The following is a 25,897-nucleotide window of genomic DNA, read 5'->3' on the forward strand; positions in this document are numbered from 1 at the left end:
AACAACGACTTAATACAGACACAAAGCCGCTTAACGCCTAGCATCTCATAACGAAAAGCCTTTAATAGCGAACAGTCTCTAATAACGAAAAGCGAGCCTTCCATGCTGAAAATGATTTCAAGACCCGCCGTCAAGCTGGTCGAACGTTATCTGCCTGACCCCTATATTTTCGTTCTGATCCTCACCATCATTGCCGCCGTCGCCGCTATTGCGGTCGAGCGCCAAACGCCATTGGCGGTAATGCGCATGTGGGGGGATGGGTTCTGGAACCTGCTGACATTCTCCATGCAGATGCTGCTGGTACTGGTGACGGGCTTTATGCTGGCCAGCTCCCCGCCGGTAAAACGCCTACTGCAAAAGCTCGCCAATGTGGCCAAGAGTCCAGGAAGCGCCATTTTGCTGGTGACTTACGTTTCCCTGGCGGCCAGCTGGATTAACTGGGGGTTTGGCCTGGTCGTCGGTGCTCTTTTCGCCAAGGAGCTGGCTAAGCTGATTCGCGTCGACTATCGCCTGCTTGTCGCCAGCGCCTACTCAGGCTTTGTGGTCTGGCATAGCGGTCTGGCGGGCTCAGTGCCCCTAACCATTGCCACCGAAGGGCATTTTTCCGCCGACCAGATTGGCGTGATCGGCACTGGCTCGACCATATTTGCCTTTTTCAACCTGGCCATCGTGGTGTGCATGTTCATTGCCATCCCGCTGGTCAACCGGATGATGCTGCCCGATGAGAAAGACAGCGTTTACGTCGACCCCAAAATGCTGGGAGATGACACTGATGATCAGCGGGTACGCCTGACGCGCCCGGCAGAACGTCTCGAAAACAGCGTTATTCTGGCATGGTTGGTAGGTATTCCTGGCCTGCTGTTTCTGCTTGATCACTTTATCCTGCGCAACGGTGGCCTGAACCTGAACGTCGTCAACTTTCTGTTCCTGTTCCTGGCGATTGTCCTGCATCGTACACCGCGGAGCTTATTGACCAGCCTGAATGAAGCCATCAAAGGCGGCGCAGGCATTGTGATCCAGTTCCCATTCTACGCTGGCATCATGGCGATCATGATTCAGTCAGGCCTGGCCACCAGCATGTCGGAATGGCTGGTATCTTTTGCGACCGAAACGTCCCTGCCTTTCTGGACATTTTTGAGTGCGGGCATTGTGAACCTGTTTGTGCCTTCCGGCGGTGGCCAATGGGCCGTTCAGGCACCCGTGATGCTACCAGCCGCTGAAGCGCTAGGAGCGGATATTCCACGCATCGCCATGGCGGTTGCCTGGGGAGATGCCTGGACCAACCTGCTACAACCTTTCTGGGCGCTGCCAGTGCTGGCGATTGCCGGGTTAAAAGCCAAGGACATTATGGGCTTTTGCCTGATTCAACTCTTTATTACCGGCGCCATCATTTCGATCGGCCTGGTGTGGTTCTGAAGGAGCCGCTGATATGTCGACCCAACAGCCTGAGCAAAGCCAGTCACTATCCGGGCAGCGCGACCTTTCCATGACGGTATTAATGACACCGGACATGGCCAACTTCAGCGGCAAAGTTCATGGCGGCGCGATTCTGAAGAAACTCGATGAAGTCGCCTATGCGTGTGCCAGCCGCTATTCCGGCCACTACGTCGTCACACTGTCGGTGGATCAGGTGCTGTTCAAGCAGCCGATTCATGTTGGCGAGCTGGTGACGTTTCTGGCCTGCGTCAACCATGTTGGGCGTTCATCGATGGAAATTGGGGTAAAAGTTGTCGCTGAAGATATTCGCAACAAGGTGATTCGTCACACCAACAGCTGCTACCTCAGCATGGTCGCCGTGGATAGCGCGGGCAAGCCTGCCCGCGTGCCACCACTGACCCTGGAAACACCCGCGCAGAAACTGCGTTTTGAAAAAGCTGAACTACGCAAGAAATTGCGCAAACAGGCAGAGCAGGAAGAGGCCCAAACCCACCGGGAGCATCATGCCCGCCAGTAACGGATAGGCCAATTAACCCCGTCGCTGCTACCACGATGTAGACAGCGACGGGTTAACCTTCCTTTAGTCGGCAGCGTCTTCCAGTGCACGCCCGCCTTCCTGAACATCCTTACCTACGCCTGAAACGGTATTACAGCCACTCAAAGTGCCCAGTAACCATAACGCCAGGGCACTTGCGATCAGCACTTTTTTGGTCATTAAGCGTTGCATTGCATATTCTCCTTTCAGTGAACGATTTATTCTGTTGCGGATTTTTTGCACCACAACAGAATAAAACACTTACCTGCATCATAGAGCCTGTGAGGATTTGCAGCCAGAGACTATTATGCTAATGGCACTTAAAGCCCAGCAACCAAGGAGTCAGGATGAACGATATCGCATTGGATGAACGTCTTGAAGCGGACACGATCCCTGTTACCGAGCTACCGCTTTGCCGTGTGCTATTGATGAATGACACACGTTTTATCTGGGTTATTCTGGTACCCCGCCAACCTGGCGCCAGCGAAGTGTTCGACTTAAGTCCCGAAGATCAGCAGCAGTTGTGGCGTGAAACAACGGCACTGGGCGCTGCCATGAAGGACGCCTTCGAAGGCGATAAGATCAACATTGCCACCCTGGGCAATGTTGTCAGCCAGTTGCATATGCATATTGTCGTTCGCCGCCAGGACGATGCGGCCTGGCCAAGCCCTGTCTGGGGTAATGGAACTGCAGAACCCTATACGCCTGATCAGCAGGCCAGGGTTCGTGCCAAGCTGTTAGCGGAAATAGAAGGGCTGGAGCTGGCCACTTAACAGCTGTGGCATTTACTGGCCAGTTAACGGATTGGCACTGCGTGAAGGCTCGTTCAACAGCGGCGACCCTATCGGTTGCGTAGCGCTGGTGGCGAAAAGTGAAAGCCCTAATACGACAATCACAGCGCCACCGGCCAGCGCCAGCCAGGCGGCAATCCGCTGCCCTAACTGACGTTGCTGGCCCGCCAGGCGCCGCTTGGCCCAGTCGCGGGCAAAAATGGTCGCCAGCGCCAGCATGGAGACGGTCAGCCCCGTCCCCAGCGACATGGCCAGCACTGCTGCCACGCCCAGCATGACATTCCCCAGAAGGCTGGCAGCTCCCACCATCAGCACGGCGCCACTGCAAGGGCGCATACCAATGGCTAATACCGTCATCAGAGCCGTGCGCTTGTCCAGTGCCTGTTCTGGCTCAATATGATGGGCACCATGACAGCAGCTGTGATGGTCGTGATGGTCGTGATGGTCGTGATGGTCGTGATGGTCGTGATCAGCATTGCTTAACGGCGGACGATAAGCCGCGCGTAATTGCCCTGCCGCTCGCCAGCATAGCCAGCCGCCCAGTGTCGCGACCAGCAAGAAGCTGACATGCTCCACTGTGGTAACACTGCCCATGGCTTGCCGGGTGACCCAACCCAGGGCGTAGACCAGCACCACCACCAACGCAATAGCGGTAACGCCCTGCAGCAGAGCCGCCGCAAACGACAGCCCCAACGCCCGGTGCAACCCGCCGCCGTGTGACGCAAGGTAAGTAGAAAGTACGGCTTTTCCATGTCCCGGCCCTGCCGCATGAAAGACCCCATAACCAAAGCTCACACCGACTAAAACGCCCCAGGTGGTTGCCGTTGGAGCCTTTGCCAGCTCCGTAATAGCGAGCGTCAGAGAACGATGCAGGTCGCGCTGCCAGGCCAGCAGCTGATAACTGAGCCCCTGAAAGGCGTCGCTTGAAAGGCCGTAAGCCAACAGACTGCTGATAACAACCAGCAGGGCAATGATGACGAGCGAGCGAGAAGTAACCGGCATGCGAATTCCCAACAGAGCAATGTGCAATGCGTTATATCATAACAAAAGACTGCCAGAAATTAGCGACAGTCGATCTGACCGGTTTCGGCAAAGTAGCGCCCCAGGCCTGGTTCACCCTGTTCATCTTTATCCAGCAATGCCGCACGCATGACAACCTCCGGGTCCGGGTCAGCTTTCTGCACGCTAGAGCTACAGTCGGCCACTCCTTGAAGTATCAGCGCATTCTCGTCAATGCGTTGCTGCGTGTCGGCTTCATGGACGACCTCGAGGTAGTAGGTAGGGTCAAATACCTGATAAGTCAGCACGGCATCAGCCACCGGCTGCGGCCTGGCGAGCGGCAACCGGAACATAAAGATCAGACGATCATCACGGGTCCGCGTGGTGTACTCGGTGACCTCGCCCAATGCCAGAGGCTCACCGTCAAGGAACATTTCCGTAAAATAGTGCATGGGCGTCAGATTATCGCGGATTTCCTGCCCTAACTGCGCAAGCCCTTCCTCCAGGGTGGCATCTTTCACCTGGCCTAACTCTTCCATCACCACCAAGCTATAGAAAGGGTCCATCCGCCAGCTTTGTTCCAGCGCTATCACTCTGCCCTGATCATCACTGATGACCTTGACGCTTAGATCAATCCAGCCATGCGGATGCGCCGATACAGCAGGTGCCCCCATCAACAAAACGCTGGCTAACACCATCAGACAGGTGATCTGTGTTTTTTTCCAATGCATGTGACAACGCCTTATTGAAGTTCGCCCGGTTGAAATTAGCCCAAGTAGCTGCCGCACGATGTTACCTTGGCAGTCTTTAACGTTCTTTGAAAAACGCTCTGTGAAAAACACTCTGCGAAAAACGATCTGCAAAAACGCTCAGTGAAAACCTTCAGGAGAAAATATTCAGCGCATTAGCGCCTGTTGTAACGGATGGCAGAAATCTGCGTCACTAGCGCTATAGGCTTCACGCAGATTTCCTCGACCATCAAACCGGCGAATATCCCGAGCGATACGTACGCTGGTTTCATCCACCACCAGAGTGACATCTTCGACTTCCCGAGCAACACCGCCACGCTCACTTCCCAATCGCGTGCCGATGCCCAGTCCGAAAGTGCTGCTACCGCCACCGCCAAAACCACCAAACATACTCAACCCACCTAACAATCCACGGGTATCAAAGCCATCGTCATAGTCGCGCAGCGGGCGATCCCGACGCGCACTGATAATGCCAAGGCTTCCATCGGCGCTGCGTAGGGTAAACCCCAGCTCATCCAGAACGTTAACACTTTGGCGCATCATCTGTTCAACGCTTGTCGACTGTGCCGCGTAAGCAAAATGACATTCCTTAGCAGGTGGTGATTCTGCTTGCGAGCGTAAGTCAGGGGGCGTCTGGCAACCGGCCAGCGCCAGTAGGGTAAAACTGATAAACACGAAACGTTTCATAATCTCTTCCTTGTCAACGCCCGGTGAGTGAACCGGGTTGATCTCCCTGCGAATATGCGCGTTACTTTCAGGCATTGTTTTTAGGCATCGTTTTTAGACACTGTTTTTCGACACTGTTTTTCGACACTGTTTTCAGACACTGTGATTGATGAATCGTGCCTCAATATGATCAGGGAGTTTTACATGCACATCCTAGTCTGTCCTGATAGCTATAAAGAGTCGCTAAGCGCTGAACGCGCTGCACAGGCCATGGCCCGTGGCGTCCGGCTGGCAGTGCCGCAGGCTGATATCATCTGTTGCCCAATGGCGGATGGTGGTGAGGGCAGCCTGGAGGCACTGATCGCAGCCACCGGGGCACAGCGAAAGGAAACACGGGTACAGGATGCCCTGGGGCGCTCTGTTAACGCCACCTGGGGATGGCTTGAAGCACAGCGCACCGCCTATATTGAGCTGGCAGAAGCCTGTGGGCTTCAGCAACTTAGCCTGACAGAACGCGATGCGTTATCCACCTCCACTTTCGGCGTCGGCGAGTTGCTGCTCGCCGCGCTTGATGAAGGAGCACAGAACCTGCTCCTGCTGCTGGGTGGGAGTGCCACCAACGATGCGGGTGCCGGTATGCTCTGCGCGCTAGGTGCCCGCTTGCTGGATGCACAGGGTCAGCCGCTACCTGCCGGTGGTGCTGCCCTTGCTCAGCTCGCCACCCTCGACCTGAGCGGCCTCGATTCACGCCTGACCAATATCACGATCGAAGCGGCCGTGGATGTCGACAACCCCTTGCTGGGGCCAAGCGGGGCCAGCGCCGTATTCGGCCCCCAGAAAGGCGCTTCACCGCAACAGGTCACGCAGCTGGATCAGTCGCTGGCGCGATTTGCAGAGATCACGGCTCAAACGCTGGGCAGCGACAAACGCGACTTACCAGGCGCAGGTGCCGCAGGTGGAATGGGCTTTGCGGCACACGTCTTTCTAAAGGCAACGCTAAGGCCCGGCATTGAGCTGATCATGGATCAGGCAGGCATGAGCGCTCATCTGGCGTGGGCGGACCTGGTGATTACCGGTGAGGGTCGCCTGGATGGCCAGAGCATGGCGGGCAAAACCCCCATCGGTGTGGCCCGGGCAGCCCACCATGCCGGTAAACCGGTCATCGTGCTGACAGGTAGTCTGGGTGACGGTTGGCAAGCCGCGTATCAACACGGTGTTACCGCTGCCTTCGCATTGGTTGAAGGCCCCGCCACGCTGGCAGATGCCATGGCTCACACGGGCGCCTTACTGGAAGCCCGTTGCCAAAGCCTGCTGCGGCTATGGGCCGCACGCCCTTGAAAGCGCGGCCTTATGCCATCACGTTAAAAGTATAAGGCAACGTTGGGCATTGATGCGTTTACGCTATCGCCACCTTAGGCAATCCTTGTTTCCTACTGCATGGCAAAAGCATTACGCTACTGACCCATTGCTCATCGTGCCGTTTTATTGACGATGTCTAACCAACAAGGAAACACCATGACTGATACTAACAGCATTGGCCTACACTCAGGCAGCGCCAGCCAGCTGGCCGAGAAGCTCAACGACCTGCTGGCCAACTACCAGATTTTTTACATGAATGTGCGTGGTTACCACTGGAACGTGAAGGGCAGCGACTTCTTTCAGCTGCATGAAAAATTCGAAGAGCTCTACACCGACCTGCTGACCAAGGTGGACGAAGTCGCCGAGCGTATCCTGACCCTGGGGCATCAGCCGGTACATGCTTATACAGATTACCTGACGCTTTCCAGCATCAAGGAAGATAAGAATGTTAGCGAAGGCTCGGCATGCGTTAAAGGCGTATTGGAAGGCTATCAAACGCTGATCGAACTACAGCGCGAACTGCTGGCGCTGGCGTCTGATGCCGATGATGAAGGTACAGCCGCACAGGCAGGCGATTATATCCGCGAGCAGGAAAAGACCGTCTGGATGCTGGGTGCTTATCTTAGTAAATAACCGGCTCAGTAAATAACGGACTGAGCTAATAAGCTCTACAATCTGCTGGCTGTATACTAATAAAACCGCCGCAGCGCTTAAAGCGCTGCGGCGGTTTTGTCTTTCCAGGCTGACACTTTCAGTAGATTCGCGCTGGGTTCCTGGCGTTCAGGCCAGATCAAACAGCAGCACGTCGGCCTGATCCGGACAGGTTACCTGAATGGCTTCATCCGGTGAAAAAGAGGCGGCGTCGCCAGTATTCAGCAAGGTGCCGTTCACTTCCAGGCTACCTTTCACCAGGTGCAACCAGGCGTGGCGCGTGGGTGGCGGCGTCATACTGTCGCCTTTTTTAAACAGGCCCGCGTAGAGATTGACATCCTGGTTGATGCTTACCGAGTCGAGCCTGCCATCCTGAGACACCACCAGCCGCCATTGAGACGTGCGGCTTGCCAACGGAAACGCTTTTTGCTCGTAGCTTGGCGGAATACCCAGCTTGGCAGGCTCAATCCATATCTGCAGGAAATGCAGGCCGTTCTCATTGGAATGGTTGAATTCGCTGTGCACCACGCCTGTGCCTGCGGACATCCGCTGAACATCACCTGGGCGCGCGATGGCTCCATTGCCCATGTTGTCACGGTGCTCTATTTCCCCTTCCAGCACATAGGAGATGATCTCCATGTCGCGGTGTGGGTGCGCGCCGAACCCATTTCCCGGCGTGACCCTGTCTTCATTGATCACACGCAGGGCGCGAAACCCCATATGCGCCGGGTCCATATAGTTGGCAAAGGAAAAGGTATGAAAGGAGCGCAACCAACCATGATTGCCCTTACCGCGGTCTTCGGAACGTCTAATCTGCATATCGGGCTCCAGGATAACTGTCTAATCAGTGCTGCATAACCAAGCACTGTTTAACTAAGTACTGTTTAACCAAGCAATGTCTCTCAGGCTACCATGTTCGTGTTAGTTGACGCTCAGTCTGTAACTCTTTCGATGAGCGTCGCAACGCCCTGCCCAACCCCCACACACATGGTGCATAGCGCATAGCGCTTGCCCGTATTGTGTAGCTCATGGGCGGCGGTCATCAGTAGCCGTGCGCCTGACATACCCAAGGGGTGGCCTAGGGCAATGGCACCGCCGTTGGGGTTCACTCTGGGGTCGTCATCCTTGAGGCCAAGGTCACGCATGCAGGCAAGCGCCTGAGCAGCGAAGGCCTCGTTAAACTCGAACACATCGATATCGTCCATACTGAAACCAGTGCGCTTGAGCAACTTCTGCACCGCTGGCACTGGGCCGTAACCCATAATGCGCGGTTCAACCCCCGCGGTAGCCATGCCGATAATCTTTGCCATCGGCGTCAGGCCGTGCTGTTTTACCGCGTCTTCACTGGCCACCAGCATCGCCGCCGCGCCATCGTTAACGCCGGAGGCATTGCCTGCGGTCACGCTGCCGCCGTTACGGAAGGGTGTGGGTAAACCCGCCAGCTTTTCCAGGGTGGTTTCGCGAAGGTGCTCATCCTGATCGAAAATCAGCGGTGCCTGCTTGCGGCGGGGAATCTCAATCGCGGTGATTTCCAGGGCGAAGCGGCCCGCTTTTTGTGCAGCGGCGGCTTTCTGCTGGGAATTCAGCGCGAAGGCATCCTGATCTTCCCGGGAGATGCTGAACTGCTCGGCGACGTTTTCAGCCGTTTCCGGCATGGAATCAACGCCATGGGCTTTTTTCATCAACGGATTAATCAAGCGCCAGCCAATGGTGGTGTCTTCGATTTTCTGACCGCGAGTAAAGGCACTATCCGCCTTGCCCATCACGTAAGGGGCCCGAGACATGGACTCGACACCCCCCGCCAGCGCCAACGACATCTCACCGGTCTTAACGGCACGAAACGCCGTGCCTACCGCGTCCATACCTGAGCCGCACAGGCGATTCATGGTAGTGCCTGGCACTGTGACCGGGATACCTGCCAGCAGCGACGACATGCGTGCCACGTTGCGGTTATCTTCACCGGCCTGATTGGCACAGCCCATAAAGACTTCATCAATGGCGGCAGGGTCGAGTTCCGGCGCTTGTGCCAGCACGGCTTTAAAGATCGTCGCAGCAAAATCATCGGGGCGTACGCTGGCCAGGGTGCCACCGAAGCGGCCAATGGCGGTACGGCGAGGGTGGCATAAATAGACATCAGTCATACAGAACTCCTTATTCGCCCGCGTGGGCACGCTCGGTACGTGCTTTCAGTTCGCGCAGGATATCAAGCTCATTGGCGCTCGGCTCCGGCGTGCTTTCAAGCTGTTCGGCAAAGCGAATGTCCCAGCCAGTCGCCTCTATCACGTCATCTCGCGTGACACCAGGATGCAGCGATACCACGACCAGCTCTTTGGTATCGGGGTCGGGGTTCATCACACACAAGTCCGTAATGACGCGAGTGGGGCCTTTGCCAATATTGGGAACCTTGTCGCGCCCTTTGCCATCACGGCCAAACCCGAGCGTGGTGATGAAATCAACATCCTTCACGAAGGCACGCTTGGAGTGCTTGAGGGTAATGAAGACTTCACCGGCATTGGTGGCAATTTCAGGCGCGCCACCCCCGCCCGGCAGGCGAACCTTGGGCGCTTTGTAGTCACCAATGAGGGTTGTGTTGAGATTAGCAAAGCGGTCGATCTGTGCGGTGCCTAAGAAGCCCACATTAACTTTTCCACCCTGAAGCCAGTAGCGGAACATCTCCGGCACGGCCACCGTGGTCAATGCGGATTCGCACAGCTCGCCGTCACCAATCGAGAGCGGCAGAATGTCGGGCTTGGTTTGCAGCGTGCCGGACTCATAAATCAGCACGACCTCAGGGGCATGGGTCAGGCGCGCCAGATTGGCAGCTTCAGACGGCAGCCCAATACCCACAAAGCAGGTCATGCCATTTTCCAGCGCGCGGGCAGCAGTCACGGTCATCATTTCAGAAGAGGTGTATTCAAGACTCATTGGGCTTTCTCCTCTGCCTGATTTTTAAAAACGTTCTCCTCAATCCATTGAGTAAAGGTGTCGCGGTCACGCGCAATCGCATCCCACTCTTTATAGAAGCGGTTACTGCGCCCGTAATAGCCGTGGGTGTATGAAGGCAGCGCCCCCTTTTCAGCCACGGCAACCGCACTGATCGCCCAACCGGGAATCACGCAGGCATTGGGATGAGCCTTCAGGTCATCAACGATCTCTTCTACCGTGACAATGCTGTATTTGGCGGCCAGCACGGCCTCTTTCTGTACACCGACAATGCCTTCCACCAACACATTACCCTGACGATCTGCCCGCTGGGCGTGAATGATCGACACGTCCGGGCGCACTGAGGGCACGGCTGCCAGACGTTCACCGCTGAACGGGCACTCAATGAATTTGATCTGATCATTCACACTGGGCAATTCGCTGCCGACATAGCCGCGCAGCACGGCCAGAGGCAGCCCTGCCGCACCTGCTTCAAAGGCGCAGGCCATCGCCGCATGGCTGTGCTCCAGAATCTCGATTTTTTGCGGCCAGCCTTTCTCCACCGCATCGCGTAAGCGGTGCAGAGACCCCACCCCCGGGTTACCGCCCCAGGAAAAAATCACTTTCCTGGCACAGCCCGCACCGATCAACTGGTCATAGATGATATCGGGGGTCATGCGGATAAGGGTCAAATCGCGCTTTTTCTGGCGGATGACTTCGTGACCCGCCGCAAACGGAATCAGATGAGTAAAGCCTTCCATGGCGACAGTGGCGCCGTCTTCGACGTAGCGCGCTACCGCGTCATGCAAGCTGAGAAACTCGGCCATGATAGGTGCCTCTTCGCTGGTGATTGCCTTGTTGACGAGTCTTTAGCAAATCTCAAAGACGCGTCTTACTAAAAGGCTTTATTCGTTATGCGAACATAGATTCTACATACGAACAAATTAGCCCTCTAAGTTTCACAAGTCAACTCCGATTTACCGCTTGGCTTTATTAACAGACAATGCCTCCTATTGTTCGCCATTCGAACACAATGTTATTTTCACCCCTCGTATTCACATCAATATCGCCGAGATTCCCATGAGCCATGCCCCACAGGAAGATGCTTTAAAACCTACCGATCGTGATTTTGTTGCGGCGTTAGCCAGCGGATTGGACGTCGTGATGGCGTTTGACGAGGCGCACCCGAGAATGACGCTCAGTGAAGTGGCCGAACGGATAGGAATGAACCGAGCCAAGGCACGGCGGTTTTTACTGACGCTCCATGCGCTTGGGTATGTGCGTAAACAGCAACGCTACTTCGAGCTGACCCCCAAGGTGCTGCAGCTGGGCTATTCGTATCTGGCATCGAATAATTACCGTGGCGTTATCCAGCAGTATCTGGAAGACATTACCCGTCAGTGTGGCGAGTCTTCATCGCTTGGGGTGCTTGATGGTGATGAGGTGATCTATCTGGCCCGCTCAGCTGCGCCGCATCGTTTAATGGCGATCACGCTTTCTGTCGGCACTCGCCTACCCGCCGCCTACACCTCTATGGGCCGGGTATTGCTGGCACAGCTGACGGATAGCGAGCTTGACAGCTACCTGAACCAGCTCACGTTGGCGCGCCATACCGAAAAGACGATTACCGATCACGAATCACTGAGAGCGGCAATTCAGCAAGCCCGTGAACAGGGTTATGCGATTACGGATCAGGAGCTGGATTCCGGCCTGCGCTCGATAGCAGTGCCGGTATTTGATACCCATGAAAAACTGATTGGCGCGATCAACATCAGCACCAATGCTGCCCGAGTGGACATGACTACCCTGCTGGAAACCTACCGACCGTTACTGTTGGAGAAAGCCCAACTCATTCGCCAATCGGTGAGTGTGTGATTCAAACACTTCCACAAGGCCTACCCACGCCAGCGCCAGCAAAAAATCCAATCTGGTCATATTTGCGCCAGACCAACCTGTTATTGCCCATGAGACGTGCACAGAATAGGCGAACACAAGGAAACGCTTCCTGCCATTTGCAAAACTGACGTTCGGTACGCACTGGCCATTGATTTTTTCCTTGTTAATGCTAACTAACGCCGGCTCCATGCGCCCAATTTCGCTGGCGCAGTACATGGAGTGACTTAACAACAAGACTTCCAAGGTGACCTCATGGACAAGACTCGACTCAAAGGTAAAAACTGCCTGATTACAGGCGCTGCACGTGGCATGGGTGCCGCCGTTGCCGAACATTACGCGGCTCAGGGCGCGAAAGTATGCGTGGCTGACATCAACCTTGAAGGGTGTGAAGAAGTAGCGGCACGTATCAAGGCCAATGGTGGTGACGCCATTGCAGTCAAGCTCAACGTCACCGACCGCGCTGAAGTCAAGGCTGCTGTGAAAGCCACCGTTGATGCTTTTGGCAGCCTGAATGTCATGGTTAACAACGCGGGTATCAACAAGCCTCTGATGTTCATGGATATCACAGAAGAAAACTGGCATCAGATCATGGACGTTAACGCCTTGGGCTGCTTACTCGGCATGCAGGAAGCTGCCAGGCAGATGATTGACCAGGGTAAGGAAAACGGCCCTTACAAGATCCTCAATGTCGGCTCGATTCTTTCGCGTCAGGCGTTTGATGATGTGGTGCCCTACTCCTGCAGCAAGCATGCAGTACTCGCCATGATCAACGGTGGCGCCAAGGCGCTGGTGGATCACAACATTACCGTCAATGGCTATGGTCCGGGCGTGGTACGCACCGAGTTGTGGGAGCAGCTGGACAAGGATCTGGTCAGCATCGGTAAATTCGAGAAGCAGGGTCAGTCCATGGACCAACTTGCTGAGAAGATGATTCTGATGAAGCGTTATTCCTATCCTGAAGATGTGGTCGGCACGGCTTCTTTTCTGGCAAGCCAGGAGTCAGACTACATGACAGGTCAGCTTTTGATGATTGATGGCGGCATGATCATGCAGTAACTATCATTCGGGAATGACGGGGGCGGCCCCGCCAAACTGTCATTCCCGCATGCCCTTAGCGGGAATCCATTTTAGTTTTCGTCCGTGTCATCCGTGAGTGTCCGTGGCCTTTTGGAGCACTCCTCACTCCTCACTGTCTAATAATGCCCTTTCTCGCGCATCACTTTATCCGCCCGCTCTTGAGCAATAGAAAGCGCTTTCTTGATCGAGCGCCGTCCATCCAGCACTTCGAATATCTCGTTCCCCGCGATGCTGATGAGTTCTGTAATCCCAGGCACAGGCGGACGCGGCCAGGCCTGCAACACATCCTTTTTTGCCATGTCATCGACAATCCTGATCAACGGCGATAATGCCGATACTTCAGGGTCCTGACTGACACTGAAACGAGGCGTCACCAGACTGCCGTTCAACATGTAAAGTTTAGACATATTAGCGGACGTCAAATGCCGGAGCGCCGTCCACACGGCCTCAACACGTTCGGGAGCCAGGTTAGCGGGAATGGCGAGTGCATAACCGCCGATGGGGGTGATGGGACGCCCATGGTTGCCCACCGGATGAGAAAGGTAGCCTGTATTGCCATAGGCAGGTGATTGCCGGTCCAGCTCGAACAACGGGGCCAGCAGCGTATAGCAATAGGCCATACTGGTTTCACCCGACGCATACGACTGAGCGCGTTCGTACCAGGACATACTGAGAATATTGGGGGGTGAATATTTGAGTATATCCAGCATATATTCACAGGCTCTGTAAGCAGCATCAGACTGAAACATCGGGCGCAACTGTTCACCCGTGGCTTGCTGAAAGTCATAACCGCCCGGGCCGCTCGGTAAATTAAGCAGTGGCTGACCGAACTTTGCCATCAGAAAACTGAAGGTATGCCCAAGTGGCGTGCCTCTTGCCGCATTCCAGGCGATGCCGTAATGCCCTTTGGCCGGGTCATGTAACTGTCTGGCCACTTTCACCAGGGATTCCGTGGTGGTAGGCGGCGTTAGCTGTGCCGCGTCGAAAACATCCTGACGATAGCAGAGTAATTCCGGTGTGGTCTGCACCGGGATACCGTACTGACGGCCAGCATAGCCTGAGCTCTGGATCGCCATGGGATGGAAGTCCGCAAGGTCATAATTGTCGCGCTGGATTAACGCGTCGAGCGGCATCAGCACACCATTGGCGGCTAACTCACCAAACCAGGGCAGGTCACAGGCGACAATGTCGTAGCGTGATTTTGCCAAACGGGCATTATCGAGGATGTCATCCAACAGGTTGTCAATGGACCGTGCCTTGTTGCGAATCTCGAGCCCAAAGATCGACTCCAACTGACGCTTCAGGTTGTGCATGGCCATAAACGTTGGATCAGCGTGGGCTAATACACGTAGCCCGCCCTTCAGTTCAAGCCGTGCAGACAGTACGGCCGGGGTCGATATCACCTGCTCCGACGAAGACGCCCCCAGGAAGATCTTGCTGGCCGTTTCCGATGCCGGATCCAGCCCGAACAAGGGCCCGAGGAGCCCCTTGATACGCTCCGCATAGCGCTCCCACTCCTGAATCATTTGCGTGGAAGGATGCAGCGAGACGGTTTTACCCGACTTGGTGCGTGGGCGCGAAATAAGAAGACCGCGCTGCATAATACTTTCAATGCCGCGCTTTGCCGTCCCATAAGTCAAACCAGACGCATCAGCCAGTGAGGTTGGAGTGGTTAATCGACCCGCGAGATGGTTACGCATCACGTGCAGCAGCATCCGCAGCTCACGATAGCCCAGCGACATGGAAAGCGTACCCTCGGTTTCATCTTCAAACTTTTCAATGAAATCAAGAAATCGAGCCAACTCTGTATTGGATATTTTCGAGGCTGGCATGGACGATAACGTATCGTAAGGTCCTTCCGGATTCACCTCATCAACCTCAGCATGACCGTCTCTCATAACAGCTCCCAAGCATTATAAAACCACCAGGCTGGCAAATTAGGGTCTGTTGACGTTTCATCACGAACCGCGTTGCTGCATCAAAATGTGCCAGACAAGGCGCGGAACGCCGTTAAGGGTGGTTCCCTTCTCAAGTTTCGCAACGCAGTATGGTGCATTTTGAAGCGCAACCCGAAGGGCTGGGTCAGTTTTTATCCGCTGCGGCGTTAGTCGTCGTTCATTTGGAGTTACCAAACGTCTCTCCTCCTGCCTTGCCCCGAATAAAAACTGACACCAGCGCGGCCGTGAACGAAACGTCAACAGACCCTAGTAATGAGCACTTTTAACTATAGGCCAGGGCTTAAAGCGTGTAAGTGTCAGCCTAAACCGTCCATGATCAGCCGGATACCCAGTAAGATCAGCAGGCAAAGAATAACCCGGAAAAACAGCTCACCATCAATGCGTTTCTGAATCACCAGCCCTAACCTGACCCCCAGCCAAGCCACTGGCATCAGTAATAGCGCTATCGTCAGGTTATCGATATTCACCAAGCCAAGCAGAGTATAGGGAACCAGCTTTACCAGATTGGTAATGGCCAGAAAGACAACGGCCGTTCCTAAAAACTGCTGCTTCGTCAGCTGGCATTGCAGCAGATAAAAATTGAGCGGTGGACCGCCTGCATGGGCAATAAAACTGGTGAACCCCGCCACCCCACCACACAAACGCCCGACCCAGCCCGGCAAAAGCTTTCCACGCAGCGGTTTGAACAAGCCCCATAGGCCAAACAGCACGGAAAAAACACCCAGTACTAATTTAAGCAGCGCTTCATCAAACCAGCCATAGGTAAAATAACCGACGGCAACACCCAATATCGCGGGCGGAAACATAAGCAACAATAAATGGTCCACCCGCTGCCGCCACCATGCTTTCAGACTAAAAACATCCATCACAATCAGCAGCGGAAGCATGACCGCCACGGCAAAGGTCGGGCTTGCCTTGAGCGAGATCAACGGCACAGCAACGACCCCAACACCACCGGCAAAGCCTGACTTGGAAATACCGGTCAGCAGCACGGCGACAACCATCAGCAGAACGAATAACCAATCAACAGTCATGACACGTCTCTTTTACAGACCGCAATCTACGGATGAAAAAAAGGGGCCATGACATGCACGGCCCCTTTCGAATACTTGATTCTGTCACACGCTACCTGAAACGGCTCACAGAATCTGGCAGACTTCCTCAAAGGCGAAGCGGTCACCGCGTGGGAACAGGGCGCTGGTATCGCCGTAGCCTAAGTTACACAGGAAGTTGCTCTTCACCTTACCATCCGGGAAGAATTCTTCATCGACGGCGGCGTTATTGAAGCCGGACATGGGGCCAGTGCCCAGGCCGAGCGCGCGTGCCGCTAAAATGAAATAGCCGCCCTGAATGGAGCTATTGCGAAACGCTGTCGAGTGAATGAAATCCGGCTTACCTTCGAACAGCGACTTGGCATCCTTGTTATGGGCAAACATGCGCGGCAGGTGCTCATAAAACTCAGTGTCGAAACCTATTACAGCAACCACAGGCGCTTTCATCGCCTTTTCCTGATTGCCAGGTAACAGCGCAGGCTTCAGACGCTCTTTGGCTTCGTCAGTGGTCAGAAAAATAATCCGCGCTGGCTGGCAGTTCATGGACGTGGGGCCAAAGCGCATCACTTCATAAAGTTCGCGCAAGGTTTCTTCGCTGACTTCACGGTCCTGCCAGGCATAACAGGTGCGTGCTTCGGTAAATAACGTTGCCATTGCGGCTTGATCAATCTTGCTCATGTCGTTTCCTCTCTTGGTATAAAATGGCTCAATAGGAGCCGGACGTTTCAGATAGCGGCCCTCAGGACGCTTTCAGGCCAAAGTCATAATTAAAATAGCGGTAAGGCGTTTCTACCTTCTGGCCGTTAGGCGCCTGGCCTGCCGGCTGCAAGGAAAATTCCTTGACCAGGGAGTCTTTCACGCCAAATACCGCATCAGAATCCAGATAAGGATCATCTTCGGCAAAAATCTGGGTGACCAGGGTTTCATATCCCGGCGCCATCAACATGAAATGTACATGGGCGGGTCGGTAAGGATGACGGCCGGTAATTTCGAGCATTTTGCCAACCGGCCCGTCAGTGGGAATCGGGTAAGGGGCGGGCGTGATCGTCCAGAAGGCGTAATAACCTTGATCATCCGTCTTGAAACGGGCACGCAAAGAAGCGCCTTCCAGTTCCGGCTTCTGGACATCATAGAAGCCTTCACTATCGGACTGCCAGACATCAATGGTGACATTGGCCAGGGGCGCTCCCTGGGCATCATGCACATAGCCTTCCACCAGCAGCGGCTCCCCTTCCACGCCCCAGTCAATCGCCTCTCCTTGCTTCGACTCAGGTGGGTCAGCCACGTAAAAAGGCCCTAACACCGTACTTTCGGTAATTTTCGGGTCGCTGCTTGCGTGGTTAATGGCATCCACCAGCATGGTTACGCCGAGGGTATCAGACAGCAGGATGAATTCCTGGCGTTCGTCATCGCACATTTGACCCGCACGGGTGAGAAATTCAATTGCCTGGGTCCACTCTTTCTCAGTGGGCTCCACCTCGCGCAGATAGGCATGCAGGTGTTTTACCAGACCATTGAGCAGCGTTTTCAGCCGCTCATCTTCACAGCCTGCAAACTCATCAATCACCGCCTGGGTGATATTGTCGGTGGTTAAATTACGCATTTTTCTGTCCTCCATGCCCTGCCGATGAAGGCTCACCCAGCCCTGAAAGACGCTCGGTATGATGCACCGTGGCGATATAGTCATCATCGCCATGCCCGGTGGCGATAAGCGCGGTGTAGGCTTCGCGCATTTGTGCGGCCAGTGGTGTCGATACGCCTGAGCCATGAGCACAGTCGAGTATCAGATCAAGGTCCTTGGCCATCTGGGCGGAGGAAAACGTCGAGGTGAAATCGCGCTCTAACAGTGGCGGCACCTTGTACTTCACCATGGGCGAACCCACCGCACTGTCGGAAATCAGTTCCAGCATGGCATCCCATTCGATGTTGCCTTTACGCGCCAGCGTCAGAGCCTCACTCATCATCCCGGCACTCACGGCAATCATCAGGTTGATTGCCAGTTTGGCCACACGTGCCTGCTCTTCTTCGCCCAGCCAATACTGGGCTTTGGTAAAGGCGTCAAACACGGGTTTTGCCTTTTCCAGTGCATCGCGTGGGCCAGACACCATCGCCGACAGCGTGCCTGCCTCTGCCGCCACCGGGTTGCCTGACACGGGGCTACGCAAATACGCAATGCCATGAGCTTTCGCCGCCTCGGCCACTCGCGCGGAGGCTTCAACACTCACCGTACTGGTCTCGATCAGAATGCTGCCGGGCGTCATATGGCGAACCAGCTCACCCGAATCAAGGCACAGACTGATCAGTGCCCGGTCGTCGGGAATGGAGACAAACACCAGATCACAATCGGCCACGGCGCTGGCAAGCGATTGATGAGGAGTAATGCCGACTTCTTCGGCGAGCGCCAGACGCTGCGCCGAAAGATCAAACCCCTGAACGGCAGTCCCTGCCTGAATAATCCTGGTGGCCATGGGTAAGCCAAGCTTACCCAGTCCTACCCAAGCAACGTTGGCATGTGAATGGGACATTTACTTTGACTCCTGTGTGGATTGCGCTTCACGCGCCAGTAGTTCGGCGTGAATTCGGTGGCCAGACCTGGCAAGCTCAGCAATACCCTGCCGGGTTTCGCTCAACAGCTGGCCACCGCGTTTTTTGAACTGCCCTGCCACCATGACGCTGTCGACGTTGGCAAGGCTGGTCTGCATAACAACCGTGGAAACAAGCTCATTAACCGGCTGCATGTTCAGCTGGTTGCTATCCAGCAGCACCAGATCCGCCTGTTTGCCTGGCGTCAGGCTGCCGATACGGTCATCAAGCCCCAGGGCTTTCGCGCCATCCAGGGTGATCCAGCCCAACGCTTCGCGGGTGGTGATCGTCGAGGTATCAGGGATCTTGCCCTGCTCACGGCGCGAGGCATCGTTATCCAGAGAACGCTGCATCCCCAGCGCGGCACGGGCGACACTGAACATATCGCCGGACAGCACTGACTCAAGATCCACCCCCAGCGAGACCACGCCGCCGTGCTGGCGCACCAGCCCGGTCACGGGAAATCCGTGGCCCTGAGTCATCTCGTTTTCCGGTGCTACCGAAAACGTCACGCCGCTGGCGCAGAAACGGGACATCTGTCCATCGTCCAGGCTCTGGCCATGCACAATATTGATATCCGGGCCCAGCAGACCACGGGCTTCCACTTCGTCCCAGGCGCCGGGGGCTACGGCTTCACCGCCGCCCTGGTGCATGGAGGCGACCAGGCCAAACTCCTTGGCCAGGGCAAAATCCTGCAGGGTGACATCCAGCGTCGAATAGTGAGGACCAAGAATCGCCATCCCCAGAGTGACAAGGCCTTCCGGCTCAGACAGTTCACCGGCCAGCAAACGCTCGATTTCATGACGCGGGTGAGGAATTTCACTAAAGTGTGGCTGACCGGGCTTGGGGTCGGGCTTGGGCGAGCCGTGCATGAAGAGGGCGCGAATTCCCGACTCCTTCAATCCTCGCACAGCAGCGTCTGTGTGCTCAGGCGTCGGATTGTTGTGGCACCAGTCCCCTAGGGTGGTGGTACCGCAGTTCAATTGATTCATCGCGCCCATGCGGGTCGCAATATAGATGTCGTTCGGGGTGAACAGCGCCGCCAGCCCACGGTGCACGTGGCGGAAATATTCCAGCAGCGTCCAGTTGGCAGCAACGCCACGTAGGCCGGTCTGCCAGGTGTGCATGTGCGCGTTCACCAAGCCGGGAATGAGGATACCGCCACCACAGTCAATGACCTCGGCGTCCTGTGCTTTGGGGTCATCTGTCAGGTCATGGCCCACGGCAGCAATACGGTCACCCTCAACCAGTACCTGGCCGTCGCTCAGCTCACCCAACTGCGGGTCCATGGTGACAACGCTGGCGTTGATAAAAAGCGACTTCATTGCTCACCCCCGTTATCTGTCTGTGGCCGTTTCCCTGATTGGGCATCACTTAACAGACGGCGGATCCCATTGGCTTCCACTTCCCTTGGGTTCCAGTAAGGGTTACGGGTAGCAATCTCAGTGGCTCGCTCCACGTCTTCCACGCTGAACCCGAGTTCAGAAAGCGCGCTTGGCGCACCGACCGCACGCCCCAGATCGTAAAGACCAGTGGCGGCATCTTCGCAGCCTAGCGCACGGCTGATACGTGCCATGGCATCAGGCGCAGCCGGGGCGTTGTAGGCCACCGCATAGGGCAGCACGATCGTATGCGTTTCTGCATGAGGTAGATTGAAAGAACCGCCCAGGGTATGGCACAGCTTGTGATGCAATGACATACCCACCGAACCAAGGCAGGCACCGCATAACCAGGCGCCATAAAGGGCATCAGCCCGCGCCTCGATATTGGTAAGGTCGTCGGCAATCACCGGCAGACTTCTTCCCAGAGCGGCAATCCCTTCTTCTGCCATCAACGCAATGACCGGATTTCCATCACGGGCATAAAGCGCCTCGACAGCATGGGCGATGGCGTTGATGCCACTGGTTCCCGACATTCCTGCGGGCAAGGTCAGCGTAAGGTCGACATCATAGATCACGGTTTCGGGCAGAACGTCCAGGGTACGCTGGGTGGTTTTCTCTCCGTCTCGGGTCTCGCCCAGGATCGGGGTCATTTCCGAGCCAGCATAGGTCGTTGGAATCACGATCTGAGGCAGGCCAGTGCGCAGGGCAATCGCCTTACCCAGCCCGATGGTTGAACCACCACCGATGGCAACGGTGCAATCCACGTCAAGCGACTTTACCTGCTGCAAAGCGTCTTCCGTGATATCCACCGGGGTATGCATGGCCGCCTGGGCATAGACATCAATGCCTTTGTCCCCCAGCTGCTTTAATACTTCCTGAGCCTGCTGTTGCTGTTGCGGCGTCGACAGTACCAGGGCACGTGAACAGCCAAGCAGTTCAAGTTCTTCACTTAGACGTGACAGGGTTCCCTGGCCAAAGACCACACGGGATGGCAGGCCATTGTAAACAAAAGGTTGCATGGAACTTTCCTTATACGTTTGAAGTGGTAGGTATGCGCTCCCTCTTGTGGAGAGGAGGAGCGGAGCGCATCTATCGCAACAAGGCAGGCTAACTTGCCTGTGCCTGCTTACCCATTCCGGTAATGGCCTGAACCAGCTCGTCTTCGCTGACGTTGTCACCATCAAACTCAGCGGTCACGCGGCCGTCATACATGGCAATAATGCGATTACTCAGCCCCAGCACTTCCGGCATTTCGGAAGAAATCACCAGCACCGCATAGCCGGATTTCGCCAGATCTTTTACCAGAGTATGAATCTCCGACTTGGAGCCCACATCAATACCGCGCGTCGGTTCATCCAGAATCAACAGCTTGGGATGGGTATGCAGCCACTTCCCGATAACAATCTTCTGCTGGTTACCGCCGCTCAGGTTGCCAACTTTCTGGCGCCAGCTGGGGGTCTTGATCTTCATCGCCTGGTGATATTTGTCATAGACAACGCGCTCTTTCGCACCCTGCATAAACCCCATGGACGATACGCTGGTGAGGCTTGCCATGGTCATGTTGTCGCGACAGTTCATGCCCAGAATCAGCCCTTGATCCTTACGATCCTCAGGGACCAGAGCGACACCACTGGCAACCGCATCATGGGAATTACGGAACTTCACTACCTCGCCGTCCAGGACGACTTCGCCACCAGAAGGCGTGCGCAGCCCGAAGATCGTTTCCGCCACTTCCGAGCGCCCAGCGCCCACCAGGCCATACATGCCGACAATTTCACCTTTACGAACATTGAAGCTGACATCGCTGAAGACACGCTTGACTGAGAGGTTGCGCACTTCCAGCAGGTTGTCGCCGAAATCACTGGGTTTGCTGGCATGATCAAGCTCCAGACTGCGGCCAATCATCATCCGGGTGATTTCGTCTTCGTTGGTATCTGCGGTATTGACCGTCCCGGTGTATTCGCCATCGCGCAACACCGAAATGCGATGCGACAAATGAAATATCTCGTCCATACGGTGGGAGATATAAACAATCCCCACCCCCTGCTCGCACAGCGAGTTGATCACGTCATAAAGCACCGGTTTTTCGTGGTCAGTAAGCGATGCCGTGGGCTCGTCAAAAATTACCACCTGGGGGGTAAACGCCAGTGCACGGCCAATCTCAACCATCTGTTTCTTGGCAATCGACAGCGACCCCACCAGATCATCGTGTTGAAAGCCGCACTTGAGCGTCTCAAGAATCTTGTTGGTATCTTCGCGCAGCTTGCGCCAATTGACGCGGTTGAACGGTTTTCTCGGCAGACTGCCGAGAAAAATATTTTCAGCGACCGTCATTTCAGGAACCAACGACTGCTCCTGATGGATCAGCACAACCCCTGCCCGCTTGGCGTGCTTGGGGTTTTCGAAGTTCATTTCCTCGCCACCAAGAAAGATCTTGCCTTCATTGGCCTGGTGCTTACCCGCCAACACCTTCATCAGGGTGGACTTACCGGCACCGTTTTCCCCCAGCAAGGCATGGACTTCACCGGGGCGAACGTCAAAGTCCACATCGTTAAGGGCCACGACACCAGGAAAGCGCTTGGTAATACCTTTAAGCTCAAGTATCGGCGCAGCATCAATCGGCCGACGTGATTGAGTAGGCGCATTCATATCCGCACCTCCTTGGATGAGGGTACATTGACCTTTTTGTCGATGATCAGAACCGAGATGAGGATAACGCCGAGCACCACCAGCACGTAAAAGGCGGGCACCTGCATCAGGTTCATGCCATTACGCAGGATCCCGATAGCCAGCACACCCCCTAAAGTACCGATAATGCTGCCGTAGCCACCGGCCAGTTTGGTGCCACCCAGCACCACCGCCGTAATCACCCAGAGTTCGTAGTCACGCCCCAGGTTCGGCGTTGCCGCGCCCATTTGACTCGACAACAGCACACCCGCCAGCGCTGCAAAAAAGCCCACGATAATGAAATTGATCATCATGTGGCGGCCAAGACGAATCCCTGCATCAATCGAGGCTTCAGGATTGCCCCCCACTGCAAAAGTGTTGCGGCCATGGCTAGTACGCGTCAGCACAAGGTGCATGATGAAGACACAAACCAGAAAGATGATGGCGAGCACCGGCATTGGCCCAATTGAGCTCATGCCAAAATCGGAAAAGGCAAAGTTTGAGGCGTAGAACGACTGCTCATCGGTATACACGAAAAGTAGCCCGCGAATCCCCAACATGGCGCCAAGTGTCACGATGAAGGCGTTAACCCCGGTTTTCCAGACAATCAGACCATTGATCGCCCCAAGCAATATGCCAGCGCCCAGGGCGGCCGCAATCGCCAGCGTCATGCTGATTTCCTGCAACCCCACTGCCAGTGAAGCCGCCAACCCCAGAATCGCGCCGACTGATAGATCAATATTGCCGTTGATCATCACCAGCGTCATACCCAGCGCAATCAGCCCTATTGTCGAGGTTTGCACCAGAATGTTGGTGATGTTGCCCCACGACAGAAAATACTCTGACATGAAGCTGAAAAAGATGAAGATAACAATGACGAAAATCCAGATGGGCTGGAGCTTCGTTCTGCCACGGAAGAACCCTTTAATCATTGATGTCATGTTTCATTCCTCCGCGTTATGAGTGGGTCGTGAACAAGCTTTTACGCTTGTTAGCAAGATCCAGCCATACGGCCAGGATGATAATCACCCAGGTCACGATCCACTGGATGTAATAGGGGTAACCCATCAGCAGCAGTCCGTTCTGAATGAACCCCAGGATCAGTACGCCAATCACTGTCTTCCAGATACTGCCCGCACCGCCCAGCAAGCTGGTTCCACCGAGGATAATCCCGGCCAGCACCAGCAACTCGTAGCCTTGGCCGACGTTGTTCTGGGAACCCATTACCCGTGAACCAAGCACTAGCGCCGCACACGCCACACAAAAGGCAGAGATCAGATAGGTGCTGAAAACACACCAGTTTTTGCGAATACCGGAGTAGACAGCCGCCATGGGGTTGCCGCCAACCGCAAAGATGCGTCGACCGTATCCGGTACGTGACATAACGATCTGTACCACAATGGCCAATAACCCGAACAACAGGATGGGCACTGCAATACCAGCAACATAACCTCGCCCGAAGAAAGCAAACCAGGTACCTTCCTGATTGGCGATATCGACGTTCTGGCCACCGCTATAGATCAGCACAAGCCCCTGAATCGCCGATAGCATAGCCAGCGTCACAATCAGAGAGTTAAGGCGCAGAAAACCGATCAGAAACCCATTGACTGCCCCGATCATCAAGGTAAAGGCAAACATCAATAAAATTGCATTGGTGGGACCGATCTTGTCATGCAGGTCCACCACCAGAACGGTGGAAAACGACAGCATTGACCCGACGGAAAGGTCCAGGTTACCGCCAATGATCACCACGGTGACCCCGATAGCGATAATCCCGATAATAGAGGCCTGCCGAATCACGGTCATGATGTTCGACTGGGAAAGAAACTGCTCAGAAAAAAGCGAAAACGCCACCATGCCAAGCAGGAAAAAGATTAGAATCCCCTGAGCTGACAGAAAGCTCATCACGCCCGCCTTGCTGAGCTTTACGCCAGGCAGGCCGGATTTAGGTTGATCTGCAGAAGCCATTTTATTCACCCGTATGGAGTTACCTTGGCAGGCACCAGTAACCGCTATGATCAAATCGACATATCACAGCAGCTAACCGTGCACTCCCGTGCAGGAATTTCTGTATTAGGCAGGCGCTGCCTGCCAGCCCCTATCAAGGCGCTGGCAGGCAACACGATTTGCCATCAGAAAACCGGACGATCGAACTCTTCAAGGTTTTCAGCAGTGATTTTAGGCGTCTCGAAGAAGTTCATCTTCGGCACATCTTCCCCTGCCAATACATCCAGGGCTGTCTGCAGCGCCGCTTCCGCATCATCAACTGGCGACTGGTAGATAGAGCCGTAGTACTCACCACGCTTAATGGCGTCATAGCCAACCGCAAAATTGGTCGCGCCAATAAAGATGATTTCATCCGCTCGGCCAGCGCCTTTCGCAGCGTTAAGAGCACCTACTCCCATATTGTCATCGCCGGAATAGACACCATCGATGTCATCATATTTGGTCAGGAAGTCTTCCATCACCCGCTGGGCCCGCTCACGGTTCCAGTTGCCAGGCTGAGTTTCCACTAGCTCAACATCAGGACAAACTTCCGGAAGACGTTCTTCAAACCCCGTGGCACGTTCCATGGCCGTGGTATAACCCGGTTGACCAGATATCTGCACGACCTTACCTTCACCGCCCAGGGCGTCACACATCATTTCGGCAGACGAAATACCCTGCTGGACGTTATCCGGGCCAGAAAAGGCGGAAATGAACTCTAGCCCCGCTTCCGCGATTTTTGAGTTTGTCACTATCACCGGAATGCCCGCACCATGCGCCTGGCGAATAGCTGGAATGACCGCCTGCCCGTTGGTTGGCCAGATGATGATGGCATCCATCTGCTGCTGAATCAGGTTACGCACCTGACCGATCTGACGCGCAACATCACCGCCGGCATCCAGCACCACGACCTCAACATTCCCCTGGTCGGCAGCCGCCTGCTCAAAGGCGCTTTCATAGGTAGTCTGGTAACTGTCAACACCGACGTTGTTCTGGGTGATACCGATTCGGTAAGTGCTTTCTGCCATCACACTGGTGGCGGACAGCATCAATACTGAGGCAGCAATTGTAGTTTTCATGAACATAGCGCTTCTCCTAGCGTTTTTTTAGTAATTGTTTTTAGCCTGCAGGCTTTGCAAGCCTGGGAAAGAAGCTTACGGGCAGGCATTGTTTTCGCACAACGTGAC

Annotated in this window: 26 protein-coding genes; 7 read left to right on the top strand and 19 right to left on the bottom strand. The window is 55.1% G+C overall.

Annotation, left to right across the window (positions count from 1 at the left end):
* The first annotated feature begins 102 nt into the window (after window positions 1-102).
* Window positions 103-1,416, top strand: a complete 1,314-nt coding sequence (locus tag ACU6TU_RS14580) for a short-chain fatty acid transporter (RefSeq protein ID WP_447142109.1) — start codon at window positions 103-105, stop codon at window positions 1,414-1,416.
* Window positions 1,417-1,429: 13 nt separating this feature from the next.
* Window positions 1,430-1,954 carry an acyl-CoA thioesterase gene (locus tag ACU6TU_RS14585; RefSeq protein WP_447142110.1) on the top strand — a complete coding sequence of 175 codons (525 nt, stop codon included), beginning with the start codon at window positions 1,430-1,432 and terminating at the stop codon, window positions 1,952-1,954.
* Between the two features lie 63 nt (window positions 1,955-2,017).
* Here ACU6TU_RS14585 and ACU6TU_RS14590 read toward each other — a convergent pair whose 3' ends face one another.
* Window positions 2,018-2,164: an entericidin A/B family lipoprotein gene (locus ACU6TU_RS14590; RefSeq protein ID WP_447142111.1), complete on the bottom strand. Its 147-nt coding sequence runs from the start codon at window positions 2,162-2,164 to the stop codon at window positions 2,018-2,020.
* A 155-nt stretch (window positions 2,165-2,319) separates the two neighbouring features.
* Here ACU6TU_RS14590 and ACU6TU_RS14595 point away from each other — a divergent pair, with 155 nt between their 5' ends.
* A complete protein-coding gene (locus ACU6TU_RS14595; protein ID WP_447142112.1) occupies window positions 2,320-2,745 on the top strand; it encodes an HIT domain-containing protein in 426 nt (141 codons plus the stop codon).
* A gap of 12 nt (window positions 2,746-2,757) precedes the next feature.
* Here the strand turns inward: ACU6TU_RS14595 and ACU6TU_RS14600 are convergent, their stop codons facing one another.
* The 3 genes from ACU6TU_RS14600 to ACU6TU_RS14610 form a co-directional block, all read right to left on the bottom strand.
* Window positions 2,758-3,765: a nickel/cobalt transporter gene (locus tag ACU6TU_RS14600; RefSeq protein WP_447142113.1), complete on the bottom strand. Its 1,008-nt coding sequence runs from the start codon at window positions 3,763-3,765 to the stop codon at window positions 2,758-2,760.
* A 59-nt stretch (window positions 3,766-3,824) separates the two neighbouring features.
* Window positions 3,825-4,493, bottom strand: coding sequence for a DUF1007 family protein (locus ACU6TU_RS14605; protein WP_447142114.1), 669 nt, complete (start codon window positions 4,491-4,493; stop codon window positions 3,825-3,827).
* 165 nt (window positions 4,494-4,658) lie between these two features.
* Window positions 4,659-5,198, bottom strand: a complete 540-nt coding sequence (locus ACU6TU_RS14610; protein ID WP_447142115.1) for a hypothetical protein — start codon at window positions 5,196-5,198, stop codon at window positions 4,659-4,661.
* A 183-nt stretch (window positions 5,199-5,381) separates the two neighbouring features.
* On the opposite strand from ACU6TU_RS14610, the gene ACU6TU_RS14615 reads away from it, so the two are divergent.
* Together ACU6TU_RS14615 and ACU6TU_RS14620 are read left to right on the top strand one after the other, a co-directional pair.
* Complete coding sequence (locus ACU6TU_RS14615) at window positions 5,382-6,515, top strand: glycerate kinase (protein ID WP_447142116.1); 1,134 nt, start codon at window positions 5,382-5,384, stop codon at window positions 6,513-6,515.
* A gap of 177 nt (window positions 6,516-6,692) precedes the next feature.
* The gene (locus ACU6TU_RS14620; protein WP_447142117.1) at window positions 6,693-7,169 is read left to right on the top strand and encodes a Dps family protein; all 477 of its coding nucleotides are present in this window, start codon (window positions 6,693-6,695) and stop codon (window positions 7,167-7,169) included.
* A gap of 147 nt (window positions 7,170-7,316) precedes the next feature.
* Here ACU6TU_RS14620 and ACU6TU_RS14625 read toward each other — a convergent pair whose 3' ends face one another.
* From ACU6TU_RS14625 to ACU6TU_RS14640, 4 genes are all read right to left on the bottom strand, one after another.
* Window positions 7,317-8,006, bottom strand: coding sequence for a pirin family protein (locus ACU6TU_RS14625; protein ID WP_447142118.1), 690 nt, complete (start codon window positions 8,004-8,006; stop codon window positions 7,317-7,319).
* A 113-nt stretch (window positions 8,007-8,119) separates the two neighbouring features.
* On the bottom strand, window positions 8,120-9,328 hold the full coding sequence (gene pcaF / locus ACU6TU_RS14630; RefSeq protein ID WP_447142119.1) for a 3-oxoadipyl-CoA thiolase: 1,209 nt from the start codon (window positions 9,326-9,328) through the stop codon (window positions 8,120-8,122).
* 10 nt (window positions 9,329-9,338) lie between these two features.
* Window positions 9,339-10,112 carry a CoA-transferase subunit beta gene (locus tag ACU6TU_RS14635; protein WP_447142120.1) on the bottom strand — a complete coding sequence of 258 codons (774 nt, stop codon included), beginning with the start codon at window positions 10,110-10,112 and terminating at the stop codon, window positions 9,339-9,341.
* Window positions 10,109-10,936, bottom strand: coding sequence for a CoA transferase subunit A (locus ACU6TU_RS14640; protein ID WP_447142121.1), 828 nt, complete (start codon window positions 10,934-10,936; stop codon window positions 10,109-10,111). The genes ACU6TU_RS14635 and ACU6TU_RS14640 overlap by 4 nt, the downstream gene beginning before the upstream one ends.
* Before the next feature lie 253 nt (window positions 10,937-11,189).
* Here ACU6TU_RS14640 and ACU6TU_RS14645 point away from each other — a divergent pair, with 253 nt between their 5' ends.
* Window positions 11,190-11,984, top strand: coding sequence for an IclR family transcriptional regulator domain-containing protein (locus ACU6TU_RS14645; RefSeq protein ID WP_447142122.1), 795 nt, complete (start codon window positions 11,190-11,192; stop codon window positions 11,982-11,984).
* A 273-nt stretch (window positions 11,985-12,257) separates the two neighbouring features.
* Window positions 12,258-13,061: an SDR family NAD(P)-dependent oxidoreductase gene (locus ACU6TU_RS14650; protein WP_447142123.1), complete on the top strand. Its 804-nt coding sequence runs from the start codon at window positions 12,258-12,260 to the stop codon at window positions 13,059-13,061.
* A gap of 137 nt (window positions 13,062-13,198) precedes the next feature.
* Here the strand turns inward: ACU6TU_RS14650 and ACU6TU_RS14655 are convergent, their stop codons facing one another.
* The 11 genes from ACU6TU_RS14655 to ACU6TU_RS14705 form a co-directional block, all read right to left on the bottom strand.
* Complete coding sequence (locus ACU6TU_RS14655) at window positions 13,199-14,980, bottom strand: ABC transporter substrate-binding protein (protein WP_447142124.1); 1,782 nt, start codon at window positions 14,978-14,980, stop codon at window positions 13,199-13,201.
* 356 nt (window positions 14,981-15,336) lie between these two features.
* A complete protein-coding gene (locus tag ACU6TU_RS14660; protein ID WP_447142125.1) occupies window positions 15,337-16,074 on the bottom strand; it encodes a sulfite exporter TauE/SafE family protein in 738 nt (245 codons plus the stop codon).
* 105 nt (window positions 16,075-16,179) lie between these two features.
* Window positions 16,180-16,770: a malonic semialdehyde reductase gene (locus ACU6TU_RS14665; RefSeq protein WP_447142126.1), complete on the bottom strand. Its 591-nt coding sequence runs from the start codon at window positions 16,768-16,770 to the stop codon at window positions 16,180-16,182.
* A 61-nt stretch (window positions 16,771-16,831) separates the two neighbouring features.
* Window positions 16,832-17,695, bottom strand: coding sequence for an intradiol ring-cleavage dioxygenase (locus ACU6TU_RS14670; RefSeq protein WP_447142127.1), 864 nt, complete (start codon window positions 17,693-17,695; stop codon window positions 16,832-16,834).
* The gene (locus tag ACU6TU_RS14675; RefSeq protein ID WP_447142128.1) at window positions 17,688-18,617 is read right to left on the bottom strand and encodes an NAD(P)-dependent oxidoreductase; all 930 of its coding nucleotides are present in this window, start codon (window positions 18,615-18,617) and stop codon (window positions 17,688-17,690) included. Before ACU6TU_RS14675 ends, ACU6TU_RS14670 begins: the two co-directional genes overlap by 8 nt.
* A complete protein-coding gene (locus ACU6TU_RS14680) occupies window positions 18,618-20,000 on the bottom strand; it encodes an amidohydrolase family protein (RefSeq protein WP_447142129.1) in 1,383 nt (460 codons plus the stop codon).
* A complete protein-coding gene (locus ACU6TU_RS14685) occupies window positions 19,997-21,076 on the bottom strand; it encodes a maleylacetate reductase (protein WP_447142130.1) in 1,080 nt (359 codons plus the stop codon). Before ACU6TU_RS14685 ends, ACU6TU_RS14680 begins: the two co-directional genes overlap by 4 nt.
* Before the next feature lie 88 nt (window positions 21,077-21,164).
* Complete coding sequence (locus ACU6TU_RS14690) at window positions 21,165-22,706, bottom strand: sugar ABC transporter ATP-binding protein (protein WP_447142131.1); 1,542 nt, start codon at window positions 22,704-22,706, stop codon at window positions 21,165-21,167.
* The gene (locus ACU6TU_RS14695) at window positions 22,703-23,665 is read right to left on the bottom strand and encodes an ABC transporter permease (RefSeq protein ID WP_447142132.1); all 963 of its coding nucleotides are present in this window, start codon (window positions 23,663-23,665) and stop codon (window positions 22,703-22,705) included. The genes ACU6TU_RS14690 and ACU6TU_RS14695 overlap by 4 nt, the downstream gene beginning before the upstream one ends.
* Window positions 23,666-23,681: 16 nt before the next feature.
* Window positions 23,682-24,692, bottom strand: a complete 1,011-nt coding sequence (locus ACU6TU_RS14700) for an ABC transporter permease (protein WP_447142133.1) — start codon at window positions 24,690-24,692, stop codon at window positions 23,682-23,684.
* A 164-nt stretch (window positions 24,693-24,856) separates the two neighbouring features.
* Window positions 24,857-25,789, bottom strand: coding sequence for a sugar ABC transporter substrate-binding protein (locus ACU6TU_RS14705; protein WP_447142134.1), 933 nt, complete (start codon window positions 25,787-25,789; stop codon window positions 24,857-24,859).
* Window positions 25,790-25,897: the final 108 nt, after the last annotated feature.

Source organism: Halomonas sp. LS-001, from assembly GCF_052983955.1.

What these genes read in the sequence shown, in the direction of transcription:
- ACU6TU_RS14580 (WP_447142109.1), top strand. Translation starts at nt 103, where the DNA reads ATGCTGAAAATGATTTCAAGACCCGCCGTCAAGCTGGTCGAACGTTAT.
- ACU6TU_RS14585 (WP_447142110.1), top strand. Translation starts at nt 1,430, where the DNA reads ATGTCGACCCAACAGCCTGAGCAAAGCCAGTCACTATCCGGGCAGCGC.
- ACU6TU_RS14590 (WP_447142111.1), bottom strand. Translation starts at nt 2,164, where the DNA reads ATGCAACGCTTAATGACCAAAAAAGTGCTGATCGCAAGTGCCCTGGCG.
- ACU6TU_RS14595 (WP_447142112.1), top strand. Translation starts at nt 2,320, where the DNA reads ATGAACGATATCGCATTGGATGAACGTCTTGAAGCGGACACGATCCCT.
- ACU6TU_RS14600 (WP_447142113.1), bottom strand. Translation starts at nt 3,765, where the DNA reads ATGCCGGTTACTTCTCGCTCGCTCGTCATCATTGCCCTGCTGGTTGTT.
- ACU6TU_RS14605 (WP_447142114.1), bottom strand. Translation starts at nt 4,493, where the DNA reads ATGCATTGGAAAAAAACACAGATCACCTGTCTGATGGTGTTAGCCAGC.
- ACU6TU_RS14610 (WP_447142115.1), bottom strand. Translation starts at nt 5,198, where the DNA reads ATGAAACGTTTCGTGTTTATCAGTTTTACCCTACTGGCGCTGGCCGGT.
- ACU6TU_RS14615 (WP_447142116.1), top strand. Translation starts at nt 5,382, where the DNA reads ATGCACATCCTAGTCTGTCCTGATAGCTATAAAGAGTCGCTAAGCGCT.
- ACU6TU_RS14620 (WP_447142117.1), top strand. Translation starts at nt 6,693, where the DNA reads ATGACTGATACTAACAGCATTGGCCTACACTCAGGCAGCGCCAGCCAG.
- ACU6TU_RS14625 (WP_447142118.1), bottom strand. Translation starts at nt 8,006, where the DNA reads ATGCAGATTAGACGTTCCGAAGACCGCGGTAAGGGCAATCATGGTTGG.
- pcaF (WP_447142119.1), bottom strand. Translation starts at nt 9,328, where the DNA reads ATGACTGATGTCTATTTATGCCACCCTCGCCGTACCGCCATTGGCCGC.
- ACU6TU_RS14635 (WP_447142120.1), bottom strand. Translation starts at nt 10,112, where the DNA reads ATGAGTCTTGAATACACCTCTTCTGAAATGATGACCGTGACTGCTGCC.
- ACU6TU_RS14640 (WP_447142121.1), bottom strand. Translation starts at nt 10,936, where the DNA reads ATGGCCGAGTTTCTCAGCTTGCATGACGCGGTAGCGCGCTACGTCGAA.
- ACU6TU_RS14645 (WP_447142122.1), top strand. Translation starts at nt 11,190, where the DNA reads ATGAGCCATGCCCCACAGGAAGATGCTTTAAAACCTACCGATCGTGAT.
- ACU6TU_RS14650 (WP_447142123.1), top strand. Translation starts at nt 12,258, where the DNA reads ATGGACAAGACTCGACTCAAAGGTAAAAACTGCCTGATTACAGGCGCT.
- ACU6TU_RS14655 (WP_447142124.1), bottom strand. Translation starts at nt 14,980, where the DNA reads ATGAGAGACGGTCATGCTGAGGTTGATGAGGTGAATCCGGAAGGACCT.
- ACU6TU_RS14660 (WP_447142125.1), bottom strand. Translation starts at nt 16,074, where the DNA reads ATGACTGTTGATTGGTTATTCGTTCTGCTGATGGTTGTCGCCGTGCTG.
- ACU6TU_RS14665 (WP_447142126.1), bottom strand. Translation starts at nt 16,770, where the DNA reads ATGAGCAAGATTGATCAAGCCGCAATGGCAACGTTATTTACCGAAGCA.
- ACU6TU_RS14670 (WP_447142127.1), bottom strand. Translation starts at nt 17,695, where the DNA reads ATGCGTAATTTAACCACCGACAATATCACCCAGGCGGTGATTGATGAG.
- ACU6TU_RS14675 (WP_447142128.1), bottom strand. Translation starts at nt 18,617, where the DNA reads ATGTCCCATTCACATGCCAACGTTGCTTGGGTAGGACTGGGTAAGCTT.
- ACU6TU_RS14680 (WP_447142129.1), bottom strand. Translation starts at nt 20,000, where the DNA reads ATGAAGTCGCTTTTTATCAACGCCAGCGTTGTCACCATGGACCCGCAG.
- ACU6TU_RS14685 (WP_447142130.1), bottom strand. Translation starts at nt 21,076, where the DNA reads ATGCAACCTTTTGTTTACAATGGCCTGCCATCCCGTGTGGTCTTTGGC.
- ACU6TU_RS14690 (WP_447142131.1), bottom strand. Translation starts at nt 22,706, where the DNA reads ATGAATGCGCCTACTCAATCACGTCGGCCGATTGATGCTGCGCCGATA.
- ACU6TU_RS14695 (WP_447142132.1), bottom strand. Translation starts at nt 23,665, where the DNA reads ATGACATCAATGATTAAAGGGTTCTTCCGTGGCAGAACGAAGCTCCAG.
- ACU6TU_RS14700 (WP_447142133.1), bottom strand. Translation starts at nt 24,692, where the DNA reads ATGGCTTCTGCAGATCAACCTAAATCCGGCCTGCCTGGCGTAAAGCTC.
- ACU6TU_RS14705 (WP_447142134.1), bottom strand. Translation starts at nt 25,789, where the DNA reads ATGAAAACTACAATTGCTGCCTCAGTATTGATGCTGTCCGCCACCAGT.